Source organism: Pseudomonas sp. Arb-4-2C (assembly GCF_055755015.1).
In genome coordinates, this window is record NZ_CM146899.1 from 1,298,987 (window position 1) to 1,322,602 (window position 23,616).

Consider the following 23,616-nt stretch of genomic DNA (forward strand, 5'->3'; position numbering starts at 1 on the left):
CGGTGGATGGGGTTGTGCAATGCGTGAGCTGAGTGAGCAGGAAAAATTCTGGCAGGGCGATTTCGGCAACCAGTACGTTGAACGCAACACCGGGCAGCCGCTGGTGGCGGCCAATCTGGCGTTGTTCGCCAAGGCCCTGAGCCGCGCCGGGCGCATCGACAGCGTGGTGGAGCTGGGCACCAATGCCGGCAACAACCTGCAGGCGCTGCATCAACTGCTGCCGCAAAGTGAACTGTTCGGGGTCGAGATCAATGAAAACGCCTGCGCCCAGGCGCGGGCATTGGACATTGCGCAGATCTGGCACGGCTCACTGTTCGACTTCCCTCGCGAGCGCACGTACGACCTGAGCCTGAGCAAGGGCGTGCTGATCCATCTGGCGCCGGAGTTGCTGGCGACCGCTTACGCGCAGTTGTACGCGTTGAGCCAGCGCTACATTCTGATCGCCGAGTACTACAACCCTGTGCCGGTGGGGGTGTCGTATCGCGGTAACAGCGGGAAGCTGTTCAAGCGCGATTTCGCCGGCGAAATGCTTGATCGCTATCCCGATCTGCAGTTGCTCGATTACGGTTTTGGTTATCACCGTGATCGACAATTTCCGGTCAACGACATCACCTGGTTTCTGTTGGAAAAACGTCCTTGAACAGTGTCGCAATCATCCCGGCCCGCGGTGGCAGCAAGCGCATCCCGCGCAAGAATCTGTTGCCGTTCGACGGCGTGCCAATGATTGTCCGCTCAATCCGCACGACGCAGGATTGCGGCCTGTTCGATCAGGTCGTGGTCAGTACCGACGATGCCGAAATTGCCGAGCTGGCGCTGGCCCATGGCGCGCAAGTGCCGTTCCTGCGTCCGGCGGCGCTGGCCGATGATTTCACCGGCACAGCGGCGGTGATCGTGCATGCCTTGCAGCAGCTGCCGGCCTTCGATTACGCCTGCTGCGTGTACGCCACCGCGCCGTTGTTGCAGGCGCGATTCCTGCGTCAGGGATTTGCGCTGCTGGAGCAGCACCCGGACAAAGCCTTTGCGTTCTCCGTGTGCAACTTTGGTTTCCCGGTGCAGCGGGCGCTGACGCTGGACGGGCAGGGCGCGCTCACCGCGTTGTACCCCGAATTTCGCAACACCCGTTCGCAGGACCTGCCCGAAGCCTTTCAGGACGCCGGCCAGTTCTACTGGGGCCGCAGCGAAGCCTGGTTGCGTGGTGAAGTGCTGTATTCGCCAGCCAGTCTGCCGGTGATTCTGCCGCGGCATCTGGTGCAGGACATTGATACGCTTGAAGACTGGAAGCGCGCCGAATACCTTTACGCCGCACTGAAGGCTGGCGGAGAACTGTAATGAGAGTGTTGATCCGCGCTGACGCCTCGCCGACCATCGGCAGCGGCCACATTGCCCGCTGCCTGACCTTGGCGCGGGTGCTGCGCAAGCAGGGCAGTCAGGTTGCGTTTGCCTGTCGCAGGTTGCCCGGGCATCGGCTCGATGCGTTGCATGCCGAGGGTTTCGAGACCTTCGCCTTGCCCGAGCGCTACCCCGCTGAAGACCCGCAGCAGGCCATCGAATCGATGCTGCCGTGGCAGGCCGATATCGACGCACTGGCGTCGTTGCTGGAGGGGCATGCCGGGTTCGACTGGATCATCGCCGACCATTACGGCCTCGACCATCACTGGCAAACCGCCGCCCGGCGGTGGGCGCCACGGATTGCGGCGGTGGACGATCTTGCCACTCGGCAGTACAGCGTCGATCTGCTGCTCAATCAGAACCTCTCCGGGCTCAGCGAAAACTATGCGCCGCTGCTGCCCGAAGGCTGTCGCACCTTGCTCGGTCCGCGCTACGCCATGCTGCGCGAAGAGTTCGTGTGCCCGGCCATCGAGATCAAACCGAAGGCCCGCCGTGTGCTGGTGAACTTTGGTGGTTTCGATGCGGCGATGCAGACCCATCACGCGATGCTCGCACTGCAGGGCTTCACTGATCTGGAGGTGGATTTCGTCGCAGGCGCAGACAACCCGGCATGGGCACAGATGCAAGCCTTGGCCGAGACGCGGCCGCTCTGGCGCCTGCACAGTTTCGTCAGCGATTTCCAGCAACGCATGAGCGCCGCCGATCTGTTCATCGGCGCCGGTGGCGGTACCAGTTGGGAGCGTGCGGCCCTGGGCCTGCCGACCCTGTGCATCGCGGTCTCGAACAATCAGCAGGCCAACGGCGAAGCCATGGCGGCAGCCGGGGCGCATGTGTTCCTGGGCGCCCGTGAACAGGTCAGCGTCGAGCAACTGCGCGATGCCATCGGCTTTGTCGTCGACAATGTCTATCTGCGCCAAAGCCTGGCCGAACGTTCGCGGCAACTGGTGGACGGGCGCGGCGCGTTGCGGGTGGCGGCAGCGCTGGCCGGTGCGGTGCTCACGTTGCGCACGGCGACCCTGGACGATGCTCGATTACTGTTCGAGGGGCGCAACGCCGAGGCCGTGCGGCGCTGGTCGCTGGACAGTGGCGCGATCGAATGGCCGCAGCATCTGCACTGGCTGAATGCGAGCCTGCGCAATCCGCAGCGCCTGCTGTTGATCGCCGAGGCCGATGACGGCCCGGTCGGCGTCCTGCGCTATGACTTGCGTGGCTTCGAGGCCGAAGTGTCGCTCTATCTGCTGGAAGGACGGTTCGGTCTTGGTTGGGGCAGGGCGCTACTGGCGCGCGGCGAGGCGTTCGTGCGTACCCACTGGTCGCCGTTGACCGCCATTACCGCGCAGGTCTTGCCGGGCAATCGGCCCTCTTTGAATGTATTTCGTGACGCCGGATTCACCCAGAGTGCCTGCGCGTTCACCCAGGTTTTGAAGGATCACCGCGATGAGTAGTTTCAAGATTGGCGATCGTCTGATCGGCGCCGATGCGCCGCCGTTCATCATTGCCGAAATGAGCGGCAACCATAACCAGTCGCTGGAGGTGGCCCTGCAGATCGTCGAGGCCGCCGCGAAGGCGGGCGCGCATGCCTTGAAATTGCAGACCTACACCGCCCGGACCATGACCCTGGACCTGGCCGAGGGCGAGTTTTTCATCAAGGACCCGAACAGCCTGTGGGCCGGCACTTCGCTGTACGACTTGTACGAGAAGGCCCACACCCCGTGGGAATGGCATGCGCCGATTTTCGCCCGGGCCAAAGCGTTGGGCATGCTCGCGTTCTCGACGCCGTTCGATGATACGGCGGTGGACTTTCTCGAAAGCCTCGACGTTCCGGCGTACAAGATCGCCAGTTTCGAGAACACCGATCTGCCGCTGATCCGCCGTGTCGCCGCGACCGGCAAACCGCTGATCATTTCCACCGGCATGGCCAGCATTGCCGAACTCGACGAAAGCGTACGCGCCGCGCGCGAGGCGGGGTGCAAGGATCTGGTGCTGCTCAAGTGCACCAGCACTTACCCGGCAACGCCGCTCAACAGTAACGTGCGCACGATCCCGCACCTGCGTGAATTGTTCGGATGCGAGGTCGGGCTGTCCGATCACTCCATGGGGGTTGGCGTGTCCGTGGCCGCCGTGGCACTCGGCGCGACAGTGGTGGAAAAACACTTCACCCTCGACCGTTCGGCGGGTGGCGTGGACGCCAGTTTCTCGCTGGAGCCTGCGGAACTGGCCAGTCTGGTGGTCGAGACCGAACGTGCCTGGCAGGCCATGGGCCAGGTGCATTACGGCGTTACCGAGGCCGAGCGCAAGTCGCTGGTCTATCGCCGCTCGCTGTACATCACCGCCGACATGGCTGCCGGTGAGCCCTTCACCGCCGCCAATCTGCGCGCCATTCGTCCTGGTCTCGGTTTGCCGCCCAAGCACACTGAGGCCGTCCTCGGTCGCCGCGCTCGCCAGGCGATCAAACGCGGCACGCCGCTGGACTGGTCGTTGGTCGAATAACCCGATCTGCAACCGATTCGGCAAAATAGCGTGACCTGCGAGTCATAACGCGCATCTTCACTGTATTGTATTGACCGGGGAGATGGCGCCTGGCCGTTTATCGGTTCCAGTGATAGCCCTTTGCGCTCCCTGTGGCTGCCCGTCGTGGCGGCCGTTTTCTGTTTGTCGGCGCCCCTCGAATCCTTGCGAGCGGTGGTTTTGGGCTGTTTTTTATTGGGAAGCCGTAATGATTGGCATAAAAAGCATTGCGAGCTACGTTCCTGTAGCCGGCGTGGACAATTACGCACAAGGTGCAAAATTCGAGAAGGATGAAGAATTCATCCTCGGTAAAATCGGCTCGGCCTTCCTGCCGCGCAAAGACGCTGAACAGGAAACCTCCGATCTGTGCGTGGAAGCGGCCAATGCGCTGTTCGCCCGCAACCCTGAGCTGAAGCGTGAATCGATCGACGCGCTGATCGTCGTCACCCAGAACGGTGACGAAGAAGGTCTGCCGCACACCGCTGCGATCGTCCAGGACAAACTCGGCCTGCCGACCAATGTGGCGGCGTTCGATATTTCGCTGGGTTGCTCCGGTTATGTCTATGGCATCTACGCGATCAAGGGGTTCATGGAAGCCGCCGGCCTGAAGAACGGCTTGCTGATCACCGCTGATCCGTATTCGAAAATCGTCGACCCCGAAGATCGCAACACCACCATGCTGTTCGGCGATGCCGCCACCGCCACCTGGATGGGCGAAGCCCCGGCCTGGGCGCTGGGCAAGGCCAAGTTTGGTACCGACGGTTCCGGTGCGCCGCACCTGAAAGTCACCGATGGCGTGTTCTTCATGAACGGGCGTCAGGTGTTCAACTTCGCGCTGCTCAAAGTCCCGGCGCACTTGCACGAGCTGCTCGACGACTCCGGCCTCAAGGCTGACGACATCGACGCATTCTGCATTCACCAGGGCAGTGCGGCGATCGTCGATGCCGTGGCTCGTCGCTTCGAAGGCGAACCCGAGAAGTTCATCAAGGACATGGTCGAGACCGGCAATACCGTGTCGTCGAGCATTCCGTTGCTGCTGGAAAAACACGTCCTCGATTCCGACTGGCAGCGCATTGCGCTCAGTGGCTTCGGCGTAGGCCTGTCGTGGGGCTCGGCGATCATCTATCGTCCTTGAGTCCGGTCAAAAACGACTGATACAAAAATAGCGTTCAAGGTTACCCTTGAACGCTATTTTTTTGCCTGAAGGGAGCGCGAGCCGGCATGAGCGAGTTTTTCCAAGCCAACGCCGAGGTGATCCAGCAACGCTGGCCGGCGCTGTTTGCACGATTGATGGCTGAAGACAGTTCGGCTATTCAAGCCGAACTGGTGCAAGGCCTGGGCTCTACGCTGAGTGTCGACGGGATTCAACTGACCAGTCGTCACGATCGGGTCCACGAGGCCCGGGTCCAGGCGGCGAGCCTGGCGGAGAAACCGCGGTTGCACGTCTACGGCACGGGGCTTGGCGATCTGCCGTCGGTGTTGCTGGAGCGCGACGGACTTGAACGGCTGTACGTGCACATCCTCAACGGCGCCTTGTTTGCACTGGTGCTGCAACTGCTCGATCAGCGCCAATGGCTCGCCGATCCCAGAGTGGAACTGATGTACGCCGGCGATCATGCGGATCTCTTCACGCCGTTTTTTGCGCTGCCTGCCGAAATGCTGCTGGCCGATGACTTCAATGCGAAGGTTCGTGATCGGCTGGTCAATGAAGTCCACCTGAGTTTCAACAATCGTGATTTCGATCCGCAATCGCCGGCCATTCAGCAGCGTTTGCAGGACAGTCTGGAGGTGCTGCTGGCGGACGATGACGTGGCGCAGCTGTTTGGCACCTGCCTCGGCCGCGAAATCTACGTGATCGGCACCGGGCCGAGCCTGGAACAACATTTCGAACGGCTGGCGGCAGTGCGCGGGCAGGCGGAGCGGCCACTGTTTATCTGTGTCGACACGGCTTATCGGCCATTGCGCAAGCACGGGATCATCCCCGATCTGGTGGTGACCATCGACAAGCTGATCGGCTTTCGGCATTTGCCTTTCGAGGCGTCCGACGGCATCCCGCTGGTGTACTTGCCCATGAGTGCTCCGGATGTATTGAAAGCCTGGAAGGGCAAGCGCTACGGCGCTTATACCGCCAGCCCCGTCTATGCCACCTTGCGTCAGCAGTATCCGCGGGCCGAACTGCATGCCGGTGGCAGCGTGATTCACCCTGCGGTGGATCTGGCCGTGAAAATGGGCGCCACACGCATCACTCTTTTCGGTGCCGATTTTGCCTTCCCGATGAACAGGACTCATGCCGGATGGGGTGACGGCGATCTCGGGCCTCCCGTCGAACAGGCTCGGCACTGGGTCCGTGACGGATTTGGCGAGCGGGTCAGGACGCAGTTGAATTTCCGTGGCTACCTGTGTGTGCTGGAGCGTTATATCGCCGCGCATCCGCAGGTGCAGTTCTTTAACAGCAGCCGGGCGGGCGCACAGATCGCCGGGACGCAGTTCAATCAGGAGTTTGTGCAATGACGGCGATTGAGCAATGCGTCGACGAATGCCGTCAGTGCGCCGGGCTGTTTCGTCTGGGCCGCGATGTCGAGGCGGCGCTGGACATGGTCGATCTGTTCGAGGGTGCGCAGCAGTTGCTGGCATCCGCGCCGCCGGCCGTCGCGCAGGACTGGGCCTTTGTGCTCACGCAGATGCTCGACTGCCAGGAGCGTCAGGATTGGTTGGGGCTGGCTGACTGGATGGAGTTCGAGTTGATCGAACTGTTGCAAAAAGCACGACTGGCACATTGACCGACCGCGCTGGCCCGCGGCTTTGCGCGAAGGTCGATTTTATGACGTCATTTTTACGTGGATGGGAGGGCGCTAAGCCCTTGTTTTCTCTGGGGTGGCAGGGTGATGGCAAATTTTTTTCAAAAAGCCCTCAAGCAACCTGCCAACCCGACGATAACTATTACGAAGGTTCTCTAGGCCATTCCAGGCGGTTGCCAGGGCCGGAAGCCGCAGTACCCAACCAACGAGGAATTCGTCATGGCTTTAACAGTAAACACCAACACCACGTCGCTGAACGTTCAAAAGAACCTGAACCGTGCTTCCGACGCCCTGTCGACTTCGATGCAGCGCCTGTCTTCCGGCCTGAAAATCAACAGCGCTAAAGACGACGCCGCTGGCCTGCAAATCGCTACCCGCATGACTTCCCAGATCCGTGGTGGCAACCAGGCTATCCAGAACGCCAACGACGGTATCTCCGTTGCTCAGACCGCTGAAGGCGCTCTGCAAGCTTCGACCGACATTCTGCAGCGTATGCGTGAACTGGCTGTTAAAGCCCGTACCGGTACCAACGGCAGCATCGACCAGGCAGCAACCAACTCTGAATTCGCTCAGATGTCGGACGAACTGACCCGTATCGCTGCTTCCACCAACCTGAACGGCAAAAACCTGCTGGACGGTTCGGCTGGTACTGTGACCCTGCAAGTGGGCGCGAACACCGGTTCGGCTAACCACATCGACCTGGTACTGAGCTCCAAGTTCGACGCCGTAAGCCTGTCCGTAGGTAGCGGTACTGTAGTTCTGACCGGTGCTAGCGTATCGGGCGCAGCTACCAACATCGACAACGCAATCACCGCGATCGACGCTGCAATTGCCGCGATCAACAGCACTCGTTCGAGCCTGGGTGCTTCGCAAAACCGTCTGACCAGCACCATCTCCAACCTGCAGAACATCGTGGAAAACACCACTGCAGCACAGGGTCGTGTACAAGACACCGACTTCGCCGCAGAAACTGCTAACCTGACCAAGCAGCAAACTCTGCAGCAGGCTTCGACCTCCGTTCTGGCTCAAGCCAACCAACTGCCTTCCGCTGTACTGAAGCTGCTTCAGTAATTTCGGAAAGAGTTAGGGCGGGGGAGTGCGCTGGTCGCGCTCTCTCGCTTTTTTAGTTTAGGAGGTGATGAGCATGGACATGAGCGTCAAGCTTAACGTGTCTTATCCGGCTCCAAAGCCAGCAACGCCTGTTGCTGATAAGCCGCCAGAGACGCCTAAGGTTGCCAGTGTCGAGACTCCGGTTGCTGATAAAAATCAGGATTCGGACGATACCAAGTTGAAACTGGCAGTGCAGGAGATCGAGAAGTTTGTACAGTCGATCAAGCGCAATCTGGAATTCTCGATCGACGAGCATTCCGGAAAGGTCATCGTCAAGGTGATTGCAAGCGAGACGGGTGAGGTTGTTCGACAGATCCCTTCCGCAGAAGCCCTCAAGCTGGCAGACAGCCTCGCCAATGCGAGTCACGTGTTGTTCGACGCCAAAGTCTGATAGCTGGCATGAATAGTGTTTATAAGATTTTTAGAAGCTGGTACAGGTCAAAAGTCTGGCAGTAACCTGAAGGGAGATTCAGCATGGCAAGTCCAATTTTACCGGGTTCGGGACTGGGTTCCGGCCTGGATATCGGTGCGATCGTGACGGCACTGGTCAACGCCGACAAGGCGCCGAAACAGACGCAAATCGATAATCAGACGAAAACCAACTCGCTGAAGATTTCCGGTGTCGGTTCGTTGAAAAGCGCCCTGGCCGCTTTCCAGAAGTCGATGAATGACCTGAACAATGCGACGTCCCCCGCATTTGCCGGCTACACCGCTACTTCGGACTCGCCGTCGGTTATCGGCGCGACTTCCAACAGTACCGCTGTTCCGGGTACCTACAACGTGGTCGTCAAGAACCTGGCCACCGGCTCGAAAGTAGCCAGTGCCGCATTTGCCGGTGGTGCCGCCAGTGCCATTCCGAGTGGTACCCTGAAAATCAGTCAGAATGGCACTGATTACAACGTCACGATCCCGGCCAATGCCACGCTGCAGAGCACTCGCGATGCGATCAACACTGCGCAGGCAAGCAACGGTATTTCCGCCAACATCGTGACTGACAGCTCCGGCGCCTCGCGTCTGGTGCTCAGTTCGAGCAAGACCGGCGCGGGCATGGACCTGCAGGTCAGCGGCATTGCCGGTCTGGAAATCGATGGCACCCAGAAGATGGGCGACAATCCTTCGGCCGGTACTGCCGGTGCCGTGGGTGAACTGTCCAAGGATGCGGTGCTCACCATCGACGGGCTGCCGGTTACCAGCAAGACCAATACGGTGACAGGTGCAATCAGCGGCATGACGCTGAACCTGACTGCCGCCAGCCCTACTGTGAACGGCGCGCAAACCGCTTCGGTCATCTCTGTGGCGACCAACACTGCAGGTATCCAGACGTCGCTGCAGACGTTTGTCGATTCCTACAACACCCTGAAGAAAACCATCGACACGCTGTCCAAGGCAACGCCGGACGCCGATGGCAAGCTGACGGTTTCCGCAGCGTTCACCGGTGACTCGCTGCCGCGTTCGCTGATGGCGGATATCCGTGAACAACTGACGGACACAGGCGCTGGCGGCCAACTGGCGGTGTTGTCGCAGTTGGGTGTCATGACTGACAGCCAGACCGGTTTGCTGACCATCAACAGCTCTACGCTCAACCAGCGTCTGGCAACGCCGGGCATGGCGGGTCAGGTTCAACAGATGTTCAGCGGTACCGACGCCAAGAATGGCTTGTTGGCGCGCATGAACGCTGCGGTCGACCCTTATGTAAAGACCGGTGGCTTGCTCGATCAGCGCAGCTCGAACCTGACCAATCTGGCCTCGAACGTGCAAAAGCAGCAGGCTGCACTGGATCTGCACGTCACCAACCTGACGGCAACCCTGACCGCCAAATACAACGCCATGGACCTGTTGGTCGGGCAGATGAAGGCCACGGCGAGCAACATCACGTCGTTCTTCAGCTCGCTGAACGCTCAGCAGTCCGCGAAGTAACAGGCAGGAACGACAAAAACCCGGCTACGCTTCATCGGCGTGCGCCGGGTTTTTGTCTTTAGATCTAAAGTTTTGTCATTCGTTGGCGATACACTGGCTATACGAGTCATTGTGGCAATGAGGTAGAACATGAACCCAATGTTAGCCCTTCGGCAGTACCAGAAAGTGGGTGCGCACGCGCAAACGTCCGAAGCGAGCCCGCACCGTCTGGTGCAAATGTTGATGGAAGGTGGCCTGGACCGCATCGCTCAGGCCAAAGGCGCCATCGAGCGCAAGGATATTCCGGGCAAGTGCACATCGATCAGCAAGGCTATCGGCATTATCAGTGGCTTGCGCGAAGGTCTGGATCTGGATAACTGCGCCGATACGGTGGGTGAGCTCGATCAGCTGTACATCTACATGATGAAGCGTCTGGCCGAGGCCAATATCAGCAGCGACCCGAAGATTCTCGATGAAGTGGCGGGCCTGCTGCGCACCGTGAAGGAAGGCTGGGACGGCATTGCTCCGCCGGGTCCTCAGTTTTAAAGGAGATCACCATGAATCTTGTATTGCAGCGAATCGCAGATACCCGTGAAGCGTTGGTCAGCGCGCTGGCCGAACGTAACTGGGAAGCCATTGGCGAGCTGGACCTGGCTTGCCGTTCCTGCATGGAAGACGTCATGGCCGAGGCTTCGCTGGACGAGGCCGCGTTGCGCGAGAACCTCGAAGAGTTGCTGCACGTCTACAAGCAGTTGCTGGAGGCGGCCATGGGTGAGCGGCAAGCGATAGCCAACGAGATGTCGCAGATCACCCAAGCGCAAAAGGCGGCAAAGGTTTACCATCTGTTTGGTTAATTAACCCCCAGTTAATCCAGACATGTGCGCCATAAATTTGACTGTGCACGGTTTTTTGACTTAACTAGTGGCTGTTTTCAGATTTCAGGCGTCTACAGGCACAAGGTGTCCTGCAAGCGTCTCGCTTGCCCCATTTTTCGGGCATTGAGTTGACTAGGGAAGTTGCTATTGCATGTGGCGTGAAACCAAAATTCTGCTGATCGATGACGATAGCGTCCGCCGCCGCGACCTGGCGGTGATCTTAAATTTTCTCGGCGAAGAAAATTTACCCTGCGGCAGCCATGACTGGCAGCAGGCAGTCGGCTCTTTGTCGTCTAGTCGTGAGGTCATTTGCGTACTGATCGGGACGGTCAATGCTCCTGGTGCGCTTTTGGGCTTGCTAAAGACACTCTCAACCTGGGATGAGTTCCTTCCGGTGTTGTTGATGGGCGATAATTCTTCCGTTGACTTGCCTGAAGACCAGCGTCGTCGAGTGCTTTCGACCCTCGAAATGCCGCCCAGCTACAGCAAATTGCTCGACTCCCTGCACCGTGCCCAGGTCTATCGCGAGATGTACGATCAGGCCCGCGAGCGCGGCCGTCATCGCGAACCCAATCTGTTCCGCAGCCTCGTCGGCACCAGCCGGGCGATTCAGCATGTGCGCCAGATGATGCAGCAAGTGGCCGACACCGACGCCAGTGTGCTGATCCTCGGCGAGTCCGGTACCGGCAAGGAAGTGGTTGCCCGTAACCTGCATTACCATTCCAAACGTCGCGATGCGCCATTCGTTCCGGTCAACTGCGGGGCGATCCCGGCCGAGTTGCTGGAAAGCGAGCTGTTCGGTCACGAGAAGGGCGCGTTCACCGGCGCCATCACCAGCCGTGCCGGGCGTTTCGAGCTGGCCAACGGCGGTACGCTGTTCCTTGACGAAATCGGCGACATGCCACTGCCGATGCAGGTCAAGCTGCTGCGTGTACTGCAAGAGCGCACCTTCGAGCGTGTGGGCAGCAACAAGACCCAGAGCGTCGATGTGCGCATCATTGCCGCGACCCACAAGAATCTCGAAAGCATGATCGAGATCGGCACTTTCCGCGAAGACCTCTACTATCGCCTGAACGTGTTCCCGATCGAGATGGCGCCGCTGCGTGAGCGCGTCGAAGACATCCCGCTGCTGATGAACGAGTTGATCTCGCGCATGGAGCACGAAAAGCGCGGCTCCATCCGTTTCAATTCGGCGGCGATCATGTCGCTGTGCCGTCACGGCTGGCCGGGCAACGTCCGCGAGCTGGCCAACCTGGTGGAGCGCATGGCGATCATGCACCCGTACGGGGTGATCGGCGTGGTCGAGTTGCCGAAGAAATTCCGCTACGTCGACGACGAAGACGAGCAGATGGTCGACAGCCTGCGCAGCGACCTCGAAGAGCGTGTGGCGATCAACGGCCATACCCCGGACTTCACCGCCAACGCCATGCTGCCGCCCGAGGGCCTGGACCTCAAGGATTACCTTGGCGGTCTGGAGCAGGGCCTGATCCAGCAGGCGCTCGACGATGCCAATGGCATCGTGGCGCGTGCCGCTGAACGCCTGCGTATTCGTCGCACCACGCTGGTGGAGAAGATGCGCAAGTACGGCATGAGCCGGCGCGAAGGAGACGAACAGGCGGATGATTGACGCCTGTTTTTCAAGCTCTTCATTTATAAGCTGTTTTTTTTAGGCACGGGTATTGCTACATCCCTCGCAACGTTCCGTTTAACTGACGGTCAGCCAAGCGAGAGAACACAATGCCCCACGCCCAGATGTCTTCTGCCTCCAATGCCGAGGGGCTACCGTCGTCCGTAGAGCAGGCGAGCCGTCAGGGTCTTGAGCAGGCCTTCGCGCTGTTCAATCAGATGTCCAGTCAATTGACCGACTCCTACAGCATGCTGGAAGCCCGGGTGACCGAGCTCAAGGGCGAGCTGGCGGTGGTCAGTGCCCAGCGCATGCAGGAGTTGGCCGAGAAAGAGCGTCTGGCCAACCGTCTGCAAAACCTCCTCGATCTGCTGCCTGGCGGCGTCATTGTGATTGACGGCCATGGCATCGTGCGTGAAGCCAACCCGGCAGCGATCGATCTGCTCGGGCTGCCACTGGAAGGCGAATTGTGGCGCCATGTCATTGCCCGTTGCTTTGCCCCGCGCGAAGACGACGGCCATGAAATTTCCCTGAAAAACGGTCGACGCCTGTCGATTGCCACTCGTTCGCTGGACGCCGAGCCGGGGCAGTTGGTGCTGCTCAACGACCTGACAGAAACCCGTCATCTGCAAGATCAACTGGCGCGCCATGAGCGTCTGTCCTCGCTGGGGCGCATGGTCGCCTCGCTGGCCCACCAGATACGCACCCCCTTGTCCGCTGCGTTGTTGTACGCCAGTCATTTGACTGAGCAGCAATTGCCGGTCGCCACCCAGCAGCGCTTTGCCGGGCGCCTGAAAGAGCGTCTGCATGAGCTGGAGCATCAGGTGCGTGACATGTTGGTGTTCGCCCGTGGCGAGTTGCCGCTGACCGATCGCATCACCCCCAATGCGCTGATGCAGTCGCTGCAAGCGGCAGCGTTGACTCATGTGCAGGACTTGCCGATTCGCTGGCAGTGCGACAGCCACGCCGGCGAGTTGCTGTGCAATCGCGACACCCTGGTCGGGGCGATTCTGAATCTGATTGAAAACGCGATTCAGGCCAGTGACGGCAACGTGCGCCTGAAAGTGCATTGCTACACCCGCGACAACAGCCTGCGCCTGTGCGTCAGCGACAGTGGCAGTGGTATTGATCCGGTGGTGCTCGAGCGTCTCGGCGAGCCGTTTTTCACCACCAAAGTGACCGGCACCGGACTTGGCCTGACCGTGGTCAAGGCAGTGACGCGGGCGCATCAGGGAGAATTGCAACTGCGTTCGCGGGTCGGGCGCGGCACGTGCGCGCAGGTGATCCTGCCGTTGTTTTCCGCTGTACAGGGAGCTGAGTGAACGTCATGGGCATCAAGGTTTTGCTGGTCGAGGATGACCGCTCGTTGCGCGAAGCGCTGGCCGATACGCTGTTGCTGGCAGGCCACGACTACCAGGCAGTCGGCAGCGCCGAAGAGGCGTTGAAAGCGGTCGAGCGCGAAGCGTTCAGTCTGGTGGTCAGCGACGTCAACATGCCCGGCATGGATGGCCATCAATTGCTGGGATTGCTGCGTGCCCGGCAGCCGCAATTGCCGGTACTGCTGATGACAGCGCATGGCGCGGTCGAGCGCGCGGTGGATGCGATGCGTCAGGGCGCGGCGGATTATCTGGTCAAGCCGTTCGAGCCAAAGGCGCTGCTGGATCTCGTTTCGCGGCATGCCTTGGGCAGTATCAGCATTGCTGAAACTGAAGGTCCAGTGGCGGTCGAACCGGCCAGTGCGCAGTTGCTGGAGTTGGCGGCGCGCGTTGCCCGCAGTGATTCCACGGTGCTGATCTCCGGCGAATCCGGCACGGGCAAGGAAGTGCTGGCGCGCTACATCCACCAGCATTCCCATCGTGCCAGTCAGCCGTTCATCGCGATCAACTGTGCGGCGATTCCCGACAACATGCTCGAAGCCACGCTGTTCGGTCACGAGAAAGGCTCGTTCACTGGCGCGATCGCGGCGCAGGCTGGCAAGTTCGAACAGGCCGATGGCGGCACCATTCTGCTCGACGAAATTTCCGAAATGCCCCTGAGCCTGCAAGCCAAGTTGCTGCGGGTCTTGCAGGAGCGCGAAGTCGAGCGCGTCGGCGCGCGCAAGCCGATCATCCTGGACATCCGTGTGGTCGCTACCACCAACCGTGATCTGGCCGGCGAAGTGGCGGCGGGGCGCTTCCGTGAGGATCTTTTCTACCGTCTGTCGGTTTTCCCGCTGGCCTGGCGTCCACTTCGCGAGCGCACTGCCGATATCCTGCCGCTGGCTGAGCGGTTGCTGAACAAACACGTCAATAAAATGAAGCATGCGACGGCGAAACTTTCGCGGGAAGCGCAGGCGTGTCTGACGAATTACCCGTGGCCGGGCAACGTACGCGAGCTGGATAACGCGATTCAGCGTGCACTGATTCTGCAGCAGGGCGGGTTGATCCAGCCGCAGGATTTCTGTCTGACGGGTGCGGTGACTTACGCCGCTGCGCCGGTCATTGCGCCAGTGCAAGCGTTGGTGCGCGAGATCGAAGTCGAGGCCGAATCCGCCGGTGCGCTGGGCGATGACCTGCGGCGCCGGGAGTTTCAGATGATCATCGACACCCTGCGTACCGAGCGTGGCCGGCGCAAGGAGGCCGCGGAAAAACTCGGTATCAGTCCGCGAACCCTGCGTTACAAGCTGGCGCAAATGCGCGATGCCGGGATGGATGTCGAAGGGTATCTGTTCGCCACCTGAAAGTTGACGCGAATAACGGTGGGAGGGGGCTTGCTCCCGAAGAGGTCGGCTCTGTCACATCATTGTTGAATGACACGCCGCCTTCGGGAGCGAGCCCACTCCCGCAGTTGTTTTGCGGTGATCCCGAGTTCGCGCACAGCCCACAGCGGCATTTGTGAAACAAGATCAGCCGAGCTGGCACCCTTGTTGCTAACACCTGTGTACCCGCCGAGTGAGTGTCAAAAAATTGCGGGCCGCCCAAGAGAGTAGACCATGAGCCAAGGTATTGAATTTAATCGGTTGATGATGGACATGAAGGCCATGAAAATGGACGCCATGGCCACGCCGAAATCGACTGCCGCCGTCCCTGAACTGGCAGGCAGCAGCTTTTCCGACATGCTCGGTCAGGCCATCAACAAAGTCAGCGATACCCAGCAGGCGTCGACTCAGTTGGCCAATGCATTTGAAATCGGCAAGAGCGGCGTCGATCTGACCGACGTGATGGTTGCCTCGCAGAAAGCCAGCGTGTCGTTCCAGGCTCTGACCCAGGTGCGCAACAAGCTGGTTCAGGCTTATCAAGACATCATGCAGATGCCGGTTTAAGGACGAGATTGAGTCATGGCAGAAGCAGTCGCCGATAACGTTCCGGCCAAGGCCACCCCGACAGACGGCAAACCGCCGCTGTTCGGCCTGTCCTTCCTGGAAAACCTCTCCGAGATGACCATGTTGCGTCAGGTGGGCCTGTTGGTCGGCCTGGCTGCGAGCGTGGCGATTGGCTTTGCCGTGGTGCTGTGGTCGCAGCAGCCGGATTACCGTCCGTTGTACGGCAGCCTTGCCGGCATGGACGCCAAGCAGGTCATGGACACTCTGGCCTCCGCCGACATTCCCTACACCGTCGAGCCGAACTCCGGCGCCTTGCTGGTCAAGGCCGACGATCTGTCCCGTGCGCGGATGAAACTCGCTGCCGCTGGTGTCACTCCCAGCGACGGCAACATCGGTTTCGAAATCCTCGACAAGGAACAGGGGCTGGGCACCAGCCAGTTCATGGAAGCGACCCGCTACCGTCGTGGTCTGGAAGGCGAACTGGCGCGCACCATCTCCAGCCTGAACAACGTCAAGGGTGCCCGCGTGCACCTGGCGATTCCGAAGAGTTCGGTGTTCGTGCGTGATGAGCGCAAGCCAAGTGCCTCGGTATTGGTCGAGCTGTACTCCGGGCGTTCGCTGGAGCCGGGTCAGGTGATCGCGATCATCAACCTGGTGGCCACCTCCGTTCCTGAGCTGAGCAAATCGCAGATCACCGTCGTCGATCAGAAGGGCAACCTGCTCTCCGATCAGGCGGAAAACTCCGAAATGACCATGGCCGGCAAGCAGTTTGATTACAGCCGTCGCATGGAAAGCATGCTCACCCAGCGCGTGCACAACATTCTGCAACCGGTACTGGGCAACGATCGCTACAAGGCTGAGGTTTCGGCCGACATCGATTTCAACGCCGTCGAATCGACCGCCGAGCAGTTCAACCCGGACCAGCCGGCGTTGCGCAGCGAGCAGTCGGTGAACGAGCAACGCACCGCCAGCAATGGCCCGCAAGGTGTGCCGGGTGCCCTGAGCAACCAGCCGCCGGCGCCAGCTTCGGCACCGCAAACCACTGGTGGCGCGCAGGCTTCCACCGGCATGATTCAACCAGGTCAGCCACTGGTTGATGCCAACGGTCAGCAGATCATGGACCCGGCCACCGGCCAGCCGATGCTCGCGCCGTACCCGGCGGACAAGCGTCAACAATCCACCAAGAACTTCGAGCTCGACCGTTCCATCAGCCACACCAAACAGCAGCAGGGTCGCCTGAATCGTCTGTCGGTGTCGGTGGTGGTTGACGATCAGGTCAAGGTCAATGCGGCCAACGGTGAAACCACCCGCGCGCCGTGGAGCGCCGATGAACTGGCGCGCTTCACCCGTCTGGTGCAGGACGCCGTCGGCTTTGATGCCAGCCGTGGCGACAGCGTCAGCGTGATCAACATGCCGTTCTCCGCCGAGCGCGGTGAAGTGGTCGCCGATATTCCGTTCTACTCCCAGCCATGGTTCTGGGACATCGTCAAACAAGTGCTGGGTGTGTTGTTCATCCTGGTGCTGGTGTTTGGTGTGCTGCGTCCGGTGTTGAACAACATCACCGGTGGCGGCAAAGGCAAGGAGCTGGCCGGTCTTGGCAGCGACGTGGAACTCGGTGGCATGGGCGGCCTGGACGGCGAACTGGCCAACGATCGCGTGAGCCTCGGTGGTCCGCAGAGCATTCTGTTGCCTAGCCCGAGCGAGGGTTATGACGCACAGCTGAATGCAATCAAGAGTCTGGTGGCTGAAGATCCGGGTCGCGTGGCTCAGGTCGTGAAAGAGTGGATTAACGCAGATGAGTGATAACCGAGCCGCAACCGTCAAACTGAACAAGGTCGACAAAGCCGCGATTCTGCTGCTGTCCCTGGGTTCGACCGATGCAGCCCAAGTGCTGCGCCACATGGGCCCCAAAGAGGTTCAGCGTGTCGGTGTGGCCATGGCCCAGATGGGCAACGTCCATCGCGAGCAGGTCGAGCAGGTCATGAGCGAGTTCGTCGACATTGTCGGCGATCAGACCAGCCTGGGGGTCGGCTCCGACGACTATGTGCGCAAAATGCTCACCCAGGCCCTGGGTGAAGACAAGGCCAACGGCCTGATCGACCGTATCCTGCTCGGTGGCAACACCAGCGGCCTCGACAGCCTGAAATGGATGGAACCGCGCGCCGTTGCCGACGTGATCCGTTACGAACACCCGCAGATCCAGGCCATCGTGGTCGCGTACCTCGACCCGGATCAGGCCGGTGAAGTGCTCGGCAACTTCGACCACAAGGTGCGTCTGGATATCATCCTGCGCGTCTCGTCGTTGAACACCGTGCAACCGGCAGCACTGAAAGAGCTGAACCAGATTCTCGAGAAGCAGTTCTCCGGCAACTCGAATGCCTCGCGCACCACCCTGGGTGGCATCAAGCGTGCGGCGGACATCATGAACTTCCTCGACAGCTCGATCGAAGGCCAGCTCATGGACTCGATCCGCGAAGTCGACGAAGACCTGTCCGGTCAGATCGAAGACCTCATGTTCGTGTTCAACAACCTCGCCGACGTCGACGACCGCGGTATCCAGGCGCTGTTGCGCGAAGTGTCGTCCGATGTGCTGGTGCTGGCCCTCAAGGGGTCGGACGAAGGCGTCAAGGAAAAGATCTTCAAGAACATGTCCAAGCGTGCGGCCGAACTGTTGCGCGACGACCTCGAGGCCAAAGGCCCGGTGCGCGTCAGCGACGTGGAAACCGCGCAGAAAGAAATCCTCACCATTGCCCGTCGTATGGCCGAAGCCGGCGAAATCGTGCTCGGTGGCAAGGGTGGCGAGGAAATGATCTAAGCCCATGGACAAGCATGACGAGTCAGTGACGGATCTGATCCGCGCCCGCGATGTCCGTGGTTTCGAATCCTGGGAACTGCCCAGCTTCGATCCGCCGAAACCGGAACCCGAGCCGGAACCGGAGCCCGAACCGCCGGAAATGGAAGAAGTGCCGCTGGAGGAAGTCCAGCCACTGACTCTGGAAGAACTCGAAAGCATCCGTCAGGAGGCTTACAACGAGGGCTTTGGCATCGGCGAGAAAGAAGGTTTTCACAGCGCCACGCTCAAGGTGCGTCAGGAAGCCGAAGTGGCGCTGGCGGCGAAATTGGCCAGCCTCGAGCAACTGATGACGCACCTGTTCGAGCCGATCGCTGAGCAGGACACACAGATCGAAAAGTCGCTGGTCAACCTCGTGCAACACATCACCAAACAGGTGATCAAGCGCGAACTGGCCATCGACTCCAGCCAGATCGAACACGTCATGCGTGACGCGCTCAAGCTGTTGCCGCTGGGCGTGGACAACGTGCGTCTGTACGTCAATCCGCAGGATTTCGAGCAGGCCAAGGCCTTGCGCGAGCGTCACGAAGAATCCTGGCGCATCGTCGAGGATGAAGCGCTGATGCCCGGTGGTTGCCGGGTTGAAACCGCGCACAGCCGTATCGATGCGAGCATCGAAACCCGGGTCACCCAGGTCATGGACAAGCTGTTCGACCAGTTGCACGAACAGGCCTTGCACCCGGCCGCGCCGGATCTGAGCCTGGACCTGCCCGAAGAAGCCAAATCGGCCGCCACCCCTGACGAGCCGCTCGCGGACACCCCCGATGCGCCTTGAACGCACCAGTTTCGCCAAGCGCCTGAGCAGCTACGCCGAGGCCACTGAAATGGCCGGCGCGCCGATTCTCGAAGGCCGCCTGCTGCGCATGGTCGGCCTGACCCTCGAAGCCGAAGGCCTGCGCGCCGCCATGGGCACGCGCTGCCTGGTGATCAACGACGACAGCTATCACCCCTCCCAGGTGGAAGCGGAAGTCATGGGTTTTTCCGGCAGCAAAGTATTCCTGATGCCGGTCGGCAGCGTCGCCGGCATTGCCCCGGGTGCCCGCGTGGTGCCGCTGGCTGAAACCGGTCGGTTGCCGATGGGCATGAGCATGCTCGGTCGTGTGCTCGACGGCGCCGGACGCGCGCTGGACGGCAAGGGCGGGATGAAAGCCGAGGACTGGGTGCCGATGGACGGCCCGACGATCAACCCGCTCAACCGCGACCCGATCCACGAACCGCTGGACGTCGGCATCCGTTGCATCAACGGGTTGCTGACGGTTGGGCGCGGTCAGCGTCTGGGTCTGTTCGCCGGTACCGGTGTCGGGAAGTCGGTGCTGCTGGGCATGATGACCCGCTTCACCGAGGCCGACATCATCGTCGTTGGCCTGATTGGTGAGCGGGGCCGAGAAGTCAAAGAGTTCATCGAGCACATTCTCGGTGAAGAAGGCCTCAAGCGTTCGGTAGTGGTCGCCTCGCCAGCGGACGATGCGCCGCTGATGCGACTACGCGCGGCAATGTATTGCACGCGAATTGCCGAGTATTTCCGCGACAAGGGCAAGAACGTCCTGCTGTTGATGGATTCGCTGACCCGTTTCGCCCAGGCTCAGCGCGAAATTGCGCTGGCCATTGGCGAACCGCCGGCGACCAAGGGCTATCCGCCCTCGGTGTTCGCCAAACTGCCGAAACTGGTGGAGCGCGCCGGTAATGCGGAGAAGGGCGGGGGGTCGATCACTGCGTTCTACACCGTGTTGTCCGAAGGCGATGACCAGCAGGACCCGATTGCCGACTCGGCGCGGGGCGTGCTTGATGGCCACATCGTGTTGTCCCGGCGTCTGGCCGAGGAAGGTCACTACCCGGCCATCGATATCGAAGCCTCGATCAGCCGGGTGATGCCGGCCGTGGTCTCGGCGGAACACATGCAGCGTGCGCAGTACTTCAAGCAACTGTGGTCGCGCTACCAGCAGAGTCGCGACCTGATCAGTGTCGGTGCCTATGTGGCCGGTGGCGACCGCGAAACTGACCTGGCGATCTCGCTGCAGCCACAACTGACCCGCTACCAGCGGCAGGGGCTGAACGACAAGATCAACATGGGCGAAAGCCAGGCTTATCTGGAAACCCTGTTCGCGCCTGCGGCAGGCGGGTAACCGGCCATGGCCGTGAGTCGCGCCGCACGCCTGGCGCCGGTAGTGGACATGGCCGAGCAGGCCGAAAAAACTGCCGTGCAGCGTCTGGGCTACTTTCAGGGTCAGGTCAAAGTGGCTGAAAGCAAACTCGCCGACCTCGACGCCTTTCGTCTGGATTACCAGGAGCAGTGGATCGTGCGCGGCAGCGACGGCGTGTCCGGGCAATGGCTGCTTGGTTATCACGGCTTTCTGGCACAACTGGACACCGCCATTGACCAGCAGCGCCAGAGTCTGGTCTGGCACCAGAACAACCTGGTCAAGGCGCGGGACGCCTGGCAGCAGGCGTTTGCCAAGGTCGAAGGCTTGCGCAAACTGGTGCAGCGCTACCGCGAAGAGGCGCAACGCCTCGAAGACAAGCGCGAACAGAAGTTGCTGGACGAATTGTCGCAGCGCTTGCCGCGACATGAACCCTTCTAAGCAGCGCGGCTAAACCCTGTGGGAGCGAGCGTGTTCGCGAAGGCGTCGTGTCACTCAACAGCTCAGTCAACTGACCGATTGCATTCGCGAGCAAGCCCGCTCCCGCAGTAGATCTGCGTCGCACCTTGCCCCAAACCTGTCCAAGTGCTAAACCTTGTACACGTTCGTCAATGACAAGGAAGCCAGTCAATGTCAGTCGTTACAGAAGTCTCTCCGGATGGTCAAAAACTGACGATTTCGGTCAGGGGGCGGTTCGATTTTGGGCGCCATCAGGAGTTTCGCGAGGCCTATGAGCGACTGGAACCAACGCCCGACTCCATCGTGGTCGATCTGAAAGAAGCCACCTACCTCGACAGCTCGGCACTGGGCATGCTGCTCCTGCTGCGCGATCACGCCGGCGGCGACAATTCGGATGTGCGGGTGGTCAACAGCAACTCCGATGTGCGCAAGATCCTCGCCATCTCCAACTTCGACAAACTCTTCGACATCAGTTGACGGCCATGCAGGCGCAAGAGCCGCTGACGATCCTGATCGCCGAAGACAGCGCCGCCGATCGGTTGCTGTTGTCGACCATCGTCCGCCGTCAGGGGCATGAGGTACTGACGGCGGCCAATGGCGCCGAAGCGTTGGAGGTGTTCCGGCTCCAGCCACCGCATCTGGTGCTGATGGACGCAATGATGCCGGTGATGGATGGCTTCGAAGCGGCGCGGCAGATCAAGGCGCTGGCAGGGGAAACCCTGGTGCCGATCATCTTCCTGACGTCGCTCACTGAAAGTGAGGCGCTGGCCCGTTGCCTGGAGGCCGGTGGCGACGACTTTCTGGCGAAGCCCTACAACCAGGTGATCCTCGCCGCCAAAATCAAGGCGATGGATCGCTTGCGCCGCTTGCAGGCCACGGTGCTGCAGCAGCGCGACCTGATCGCCAGGCATCATGATTACCTGCTCAACGAACAGCGCGTGGCCAAAGCGGTGTTCGACAAGGTCGCGCACTCGGGTTGCCTCAGTGCCCCTAACATTCGTTACCTGCAATCACCCTATGCGTTGTTCAACGGCGATCTGCTGTTGGCGGCGTACACCCCGGCCGGCGACATGCATGTGTTGCTCGGCGATTTCACCGGTCACGGCTTGCCGGCTGCGGTGGGGGCGATGCCCTTGGCCGAAGTGTTTTATGGCATGACTGCCAAGGGTTACGGTCTGGCCGAAACCCTGCGCGAGATGAACGCCAAGCTCAAGCGCATCTTGCCGGTGGACATGTTCTGCTGCGCGACCATGCTCTGCCTGAGTTTTCAGCGGCGTTCGGTGGAGGTGTGGAACGGTGGCATGCCTGACGGTTATCTGCACCGGATCGCCAGCGGGGAGCGCGTGCCGCTGCCGGCGCGGCATTTGCCGCTGGGCGTGCTCAGCCCGCAAGCGTTTGATGATCGCACCGAGGTGCAGACCCTGGCCGTGGGTGACCGGGTATTCCTGCTCTCGGACGGAGTGATCGACACCACGGATGCCGATGACCAGTTGTTCGGTGTCGAGCGCTTGCAGCAACTGTTTGCCGCCAACCGTGAGCCGGACAACCTGTTTGCCGAGATCGATCAGGCCTTGCGCGAGTTTCGCGGTGAGCCTCGTGACGATGTGAGCATGGTCGAGATCAGCCTGCTGGAGGCGGCGCAGGTGGTGCCGTCGGCGCCGGTCTATTCCGACAGCGGCCAATCGTGTCCGCTGGACTGGTCAGTCAGCTTCGAGTTTCGCGGTGCCACGCTCAAACGCTTCAATCCCTTGCCGTACTTGCTGCAATTGTTGCTGGAAGTGCACGGTTTGCGCACGCAAGGCGGCGCGATCTACAGCGTGCTCGCGGAGCTGTATTCCAATGCGCTGGAGCATGGCGTGCTGGGTCTGGATTCCAGCCTCAAGCGCGATGCCAGTGGATTCGCTCGCTACTACGAGCAGCGCAATGAACGGCTGGAGGCCTTGCAGGACGGTTATGTGCGCGTACACCTGCAGGTGCGTCCGCAAGGCAGCGGTGGCTGTCTGGTTATCCGCGTCGAGGACAGCGGCAAGGGTTTTGACGTGACGCGAGTGATGGAACGGCCGCTTGACGGTGTCCGCCTGTCGGGCCGTGGTGTCAGTTTGATCCGGCAATTGGGGCATAACGCCAGTTGGTCGGACGAAGGTCGCAGTGCTTGCGTGGAGTTTTTCTGGGAGGTTAAGGCATAATTCGCGAATTCTTGATCAAGGAGTGAACAAGTGACTGACAAACATGTGGATCGCGAAGTACTCGATGCGTTGCGCGAAGTCATGGAGGACAGCTATCCGGATTTGCTGGATACCTTCCTGACCGATTCTGAAAGTCGCTTGCATCAATTGCAAAAGACCGCCGATGCCAAGGTGTTGGCGGAGCTTGCCCATAGTTTCAAGGGCAGCGCCAGCAACATGGGCGCGGTTCGCCTGGCGACGCTTTGCCAGACGCTGGAGTCGGACGCCAGGGACAAGAGTCCAACCGAAATCGTAGAGCTGGTGGCTGACATCAGCAGCGAGTTCGCCGATGTCCGTCCGGTTTACGAGGACGAGCGCCAGCACGCACTGACCCATTGAATCCTGCCGTCCGGCGCTTTTCGCAAGCGCCGGACGAATCTGGCCCGACACTTGCAATAATCCCCTTCAACTGTACCTACGATCCCAGTGCAGCGGAGACCGT

24 protein-coding genes are annotated in these 23,616 nt (G+C 60.6%); all 24 read left to right on the forward strand.

Going from position 1 to position 23,616, the window contains the following annotated elements; all coding sequences use genetic code 11:
* Positions 1-19: 19 nt before the first annotated feature.
* The 24 genes from AC0J41_RS05875 to AC0J41_RS05990 all read left to right on the forward strand — a co-directional run bounded on the left by AC0J41_RS05875 (position 20) and on the right by AC0J41_RS05990 (position 23,513).
* On the forward strand, positions 20-640 hold the full coding sequence (locus tag AC0J41_RS05875; RefSeq protein WP_473014834.1) for a pseudaminic acid biosynthesis-associated methylase: 621 nt from the start codon (positions 20-22) through the stop codon (positions 638-640).
* The gene (pseF, locus tag AC0J41_RS05880; protein ID WP_473014835.1) at positions 637-1,329 is read left to right on the forward strand and encodes a pseudaminic acid cytidylyltransferase; all 693 of its coding nucleotides are present in this window, start codon (positions 637-639) and stop codon (positions 1,327-1,329) included. Before AC0J41_RS05875 ends, pseF begins: the two co-directional genes overlap by 4 nt.
* On the forward strand, positions 1,329-2,834 hold the full coding sequence (gene pseG / locus AC0J41_RS05885; RefSeq protein ID WP_473014837.1) for a UDP-2,4-diacetamido-2,4,6-trideoxy-beta-L-altropyranose hydrolase: 1,506 nt from the start codon (positions 1,329-1,331) through the stop codon (positions 2,832-2,834). The genes pseF and pseG overlap by 1 nt, the downstream gene beginning before the upstream one ends.
* Positions 2,827-3,879, forward strand: coding sequence for a pseudaminic acid synthase (gene pseI, locus AC0J41_RS05890; RefSeq protein ID WP_473014839.1), 1,053 nt, complete (start codon positions 2,827-2,829; stop codon positions 3,877-3,879). Before pseG ends, pseI begins: the two co-directional genes overlap by 8 nt.
* A 226-nt stretch (positions 3,880-4,105) precedes the next feature.
* On the forward strand, positions 4,106-5,032 hold the full coding sequence (locus AC0J41_RS05895; protein WP_025111952.1) for a ketoacyl-ACP synthase III: 927 nt from the start codon (positions 4,106-4,108) through the stop codon (positions 5,030-5,032).
* A gap of 86 nt (positions 5,033-5,118) precedes the next feature.
* Positions 5,119-6,408: a motility associated factor glycosyltransferase family protein gene (locus AC0J41_RS05900; RefSeq protein ID WP_473014841.1), complete on the forward strand. Its 1,290-nt coding sequence runs from the start codon at positions 5,119-5,121 to the stop codon at positions 6,406-6,408.
* Positions 6,405-6,677 (forward strand): hypothetical protein, encoded by a 273-nt coding sequence (locus AC0J41_RS05905; protein WP_473014842.1) that lies wholly within the window; start codon positions 6,405-6,407, stop codon positions 6,675-6,677. Before AC0J41_RS05900 ends, AC0J41_RS05905 begins: the two co-directional genes overlap by 4 nt.
* 237 nt (positions 6,678-6,914) lie before the next feature.
* Positions 6,915-7,766: a flagellin domain-containing protein gene (locus AC0J41_RS05910; RefSeq protein WP_003222852.1), complete on the forward strand. Its 852-nt coding sequence runs from the start codon at positions 6,915-6,917 to the stop codon at positions 7,764-7,766.
* A 73-nt stretch (positions 7,767-7,839) separates the two neighbouring features.
* Positions 7,840-8,196 (forward strand): flagellar protein FlaG, encoded by a 357-nt coding sequence (locus tag AC0J41_RS05915; RefSeq protein ID WP_025111949.1) that lies wholly within the window; start codon positions 7,840-7,842, stop codon positions 8,194-8,196.
* An 83-nt stretch (positions 8,197-8,279) separates the two neighbouring features.
* Entirely contained in the window at positions 8,280-9,722 is a 1,443-nt protein-coding gene (gene fliD / locus AC0J41_RS05920; protein WP_473014843.1) for a flagellar filament capping protein FliD, read from the forward strand.
* A 129-nt stretch (positions 9,723-9,851) separates the two neighbouring features.
* Positions 9,852-10,247: a flagellar export chaperone FliS gene (gene fliS, locus AC0J41_RS05925; protein ID WP_003222858.1), complete on the forward strand. Its 396-nt coding sequence runs from the start codon at positions 9,852-9,854 to the stop codon at positions 10,245-10,247.
* 11 nt (positions 10,248-10,258) lie between these two features.
* Positions 10,259-10,555: a flagellar protein FliT gene (fliT, locus tag AC0J41_RS05930; RefSeq protein ID WP_025111947.1), complete on the forward strand. Its 297-nt coding sequence runs from the start codon at positions 10,259-10,261 to the stop codon at positions 10,553-10,555.
* A 172-nt stretch (positions 10,556-10,727) separates the two neighbouring features.
* Positions 10,728-12,203, forward strand: a complete 1,476-nt coding sequence (locus AC0J41_RS05935; protein ID WP_003222863.1) for a sigma-54 dependent transcriptional regulator — start codon at positions 10,728-10,730, stop codon at positions 12,201-12,203.
* A gap of 125 nt (positions 12,204-12,328) precedes the next feature.
* Entirely contained in the window at positions 12,329-13,522 is a 1,194-nt protein-coding gene (locus AC0J41_RS05940) for a sensor histidine kinase (RefSeq protein ID WP_177327352.1), read from the forward strand.
* A gap of 5 nt (positions 13,523-13,527) precedes the next feature.
* Entirely contained in the window at positions 13,528-14,919 is a 1,392-nt protein-coding gene (locus AC0J41_RS05945; protein WP_473014844.1) for a sigma-54-dependent transcriptional regulator, read from the forward strand.
* Positions 14,920-15,171: 252 nt separating this feature from the next.
* Entirely contained in the window at positions 15,172-15,501 is a 330-nt protein-coding gene (gene fliE / locus AC0J41_RS05950; RefSeq protein ID WP_025111944.1) for a flagellar hook-basal body complex protein FliE, read from the forward strand.
* A gap of 15 nt (positions 15,502-15,516) precedes the next feature.
* On the forward strand, positions 15,517-17,304 hold the full coding sequence (gene fliF, locus AC0J41_RS05955; protein WP_025111943.1) for a flagellar basal-body MS-ring/collar protein FliF: 1,788 nt from the start codon (positions 15,517-15,519) through the stop codon (positions 17,302-17,304).
* A complete protein-coding gene (fliG, locus tag AC0J41_RS05960; RefSeq protein ID WP_007920042.1) occupies positions 17,297-18,316 on the forward strand; it encodes a flagellar motor switch protein FliG in 1,020 nt (339 codons plus the stop codon). Before fliF ends, fliG begins: the two co-directional genes overlap by 8 nt.
* A gap of 4 nt (positions 18,317-18,320) precedes the next feature.
* Entirely contained in the window at positions 18,321-19,127 is an 807-nt protein-coding gene (gene fliH, locus AC0J41_RS05965; protein ID WP_473014845.1) for a flagellar assembly protein FliH, read from the forward strand.
* Positions 19,117-20,475, forward strand: a complete 1,359-nt coding sequence (gene fliI, locus AC0J41_RS05970; protein WP_025111941.1) for a flagellar protein export ATPase FliI — start codon at positions 19,117-19,119, stop codon at positions 20,473-20,475. Before fliH ends, fliI begins: the two co-directional genes overlap by 11 nt.
* A gap of 6 nt (positions 20,476-20,481) precedes the next feature.
* Positions 20,482-20,931 carry a flagellar export protein FliJ gene (gene fliJ / locus AC0J41_RS05975; RefSeq protein ID WP_025111940.1) on the forward strand — a complete coding sequence of 150 codons (450 nt, stop codon included), beginning with the start codon at positions 20,482-20,484 and terminating at the stop codon, positions 20,929-20,931.
* Positions 20,932-21,120: 189 nt separating this feature from the next.
* Positions 21,121-21,426 (forward strand): STAS domain-containing protein, encoded by a 306-nt coding sequence (locus AC0J41_RS05980; protein ID WP_473014846.1) that lies wholly within the window; start codon positions 21,121-21,123, stop codon positions 21,424-21,426.
* Positions 21,427-21,431: 5 nt separating this feature from the next.
* The gene (locus tag AC0J41_RS05985; protein WP_473014847.1) at positions 21,432-23,135 is read left to right on the forward strand and encodes an ATP-binding SpoIIE family protein phosphatase; all 1,704 of its coding nucleotides are present in this window, start codon (positions 21,432-21,434) and stop codon (positions 23,133-23,135) included.
* A 30-nt stretch (positions 23,136-23,165) separates the two neighbouring features.
* Entirely contained in the window at positions 23,166-23,513 is a 348-nt protein-coding gene (locus tag AC0J41_RS05990; protein WP_473014848.1) for an Hpt domain-containing protein, read from the forward strand.
* Positions 23,514-23,616: the final 103 nt, after the last annotated feature.

Excerpts from the sequence above, each read along its gene's own strand:
- fliT (WP_025111947.1), top strand. The coding sequence starts at position 10,259 with ATGAATCTTGTATTGCAGCGAATCGCAGATACCCGTGAAGCGTTGGTC.
- fliF (WP_025111943.1), top strand. The coding sequence starts at position 15,517 with ATGGCAGAAGCAGTCGCCGATAACGTTCCGGCCAAGGCCACCCCGACA.
- AC0J41_RS05985 (WP_473014847.1), top strand. The coding sequence starts at position 21,432 with ATGCAGGCGCAAGAGCCGCTGACGATCCTGATCGCCGAAGACAGCGCC.
- AC0J41_RS05940 (WP_177327352.1), top strand. The coding sequence starts at position 12,329 with ATGTCTTCTGCCTCCAATGCCGAGGGGCTACCGTCGTCCGTAGAGCAG.
- fliE (WP_025111944.1), top strand. The coding sequence starts at position 15,172 with ATGAGCCAAGGTATTGAATTTAATCGGTTGATGATGGACATGAAGGCC.
- pseG (WP_473014837.1), top strand. The coding sequence starts at position 1,329 with ATGAGAGTGTTGATCCGCGCTGACGCCTCGCCGACCATCGGCAGCGGC.
- fliI (WP_025111941.1), top strand. The coding sequence starts at position 19,117 with ATGCGCCTTGAACGCACCAGTTTCGCCAAGCGCCTGAGCAGCTACGCC.
- fliG (WP_007920042.1), top strand. The coding sequence starts at position 17,297 with ATGAGTGATAACCGAGCCGCAACCGTCAAACTGAACAAGGTCGACAAA.
- fliD (WP_473014843.1), top strand. The coding sequence starts at position 8,280 with ATGGCAAGTCCAATTTTACCGGGTTCGGGACTGGGTTCCGGCCTGGAT.
- AC0J41_RS05910 (WP_003222852.1), top strand. The coding sequence starts at position 6,915 with ATGGCTTTAACAGTAAACACCAACACCACGTCGCTGAACGTTCAAAAG.
- AC0J41_RS05875 (WP_473014834.1), top strand. The coding sequence starts at position 20 with ATGCGTGAGCTGAGTGAGCAGGAAAAATTCTGGCAGGGCGATTTCGGC.
- AC0J41_RS05980 (WP_473014846.1), top strand. The coding sequence starts at position 21,121 with ATGTCAGTCGTTACAGAAGTCTCTCCGGATGGTCAAAAACTGACGATT.
- AC0J41_RS05935 (WP_003222863.1), top strand. The coding sequence starts at position 10,728 with ATGTGGCGTGAAACCAAAATTCTGCTGATCGATGACGATAGCGTCCGC.
- pseI (WP_473014839.1), top strand. The coding sequence starts at position 2,827 with ATGAGTAGTTTCAAGATTGGCGATCGTCTGATCGGCGCCGATGCGCCG.
- fliH (WP_473014845.1), top strand. The coding sequence starts at position 18,321 with ATGGACAAGCATGACGAGTCAGTGACGGATCTGATCCGCGCCCGCGAT.
- fliJ (WP_025111940.1), top strand. The coding sequence starts at position 20,482 with ATGGCCGTGAGTCGCGCCGCACGCCTGGCGCCGGTAGTGGACATGGCC.
- AC0J41_RS05900 (WP_473014841.1), top strand. The coding sequence starts at position 5,119 with ATGAGCGAGTTTTTCCAAGCCAACGCCGAGGTGATCCAGCAACGCTGG.
- AC0J41_RS05895 (WP_025111952.1), top strand. The coding sequence starts at position 4,106 with ATGATTGGCATAAAAAGCATTGCGAGCTACGTTCCTGTAGCCGGCGTG.
- AC0J41_RS05945 (WP_473014844.1), top strand. The coding sequence starts at position 13,528 with ATGGGCATCAAGGTTTTGCTGGTCGAGGATGACCGCTCGTTGCGCGAA.
- AC0J41_RS05905 (WP_473014842.1), top strand. The coding sequence starts at position 6,405 with ATGACGGCGATTGAGCAATGCGTCGACGAATGCCGTCAGTGCGCCGGG.
- AC0J41_RS05915 (WP_025111949.1), top strand. The coding sequence starts at position 7,840 with ATGGACATGAGCGTCAAGCTTAACGTGTCTTATCCGGCTCCAAAGCCA.
- fliS (WP_003222858.1), top strand. The coding sequence starts at position 9,852 with ATGAACCCAATGTTAGCCCTTCGGCAGTACCAGAAAGTGGGTGCGCAC.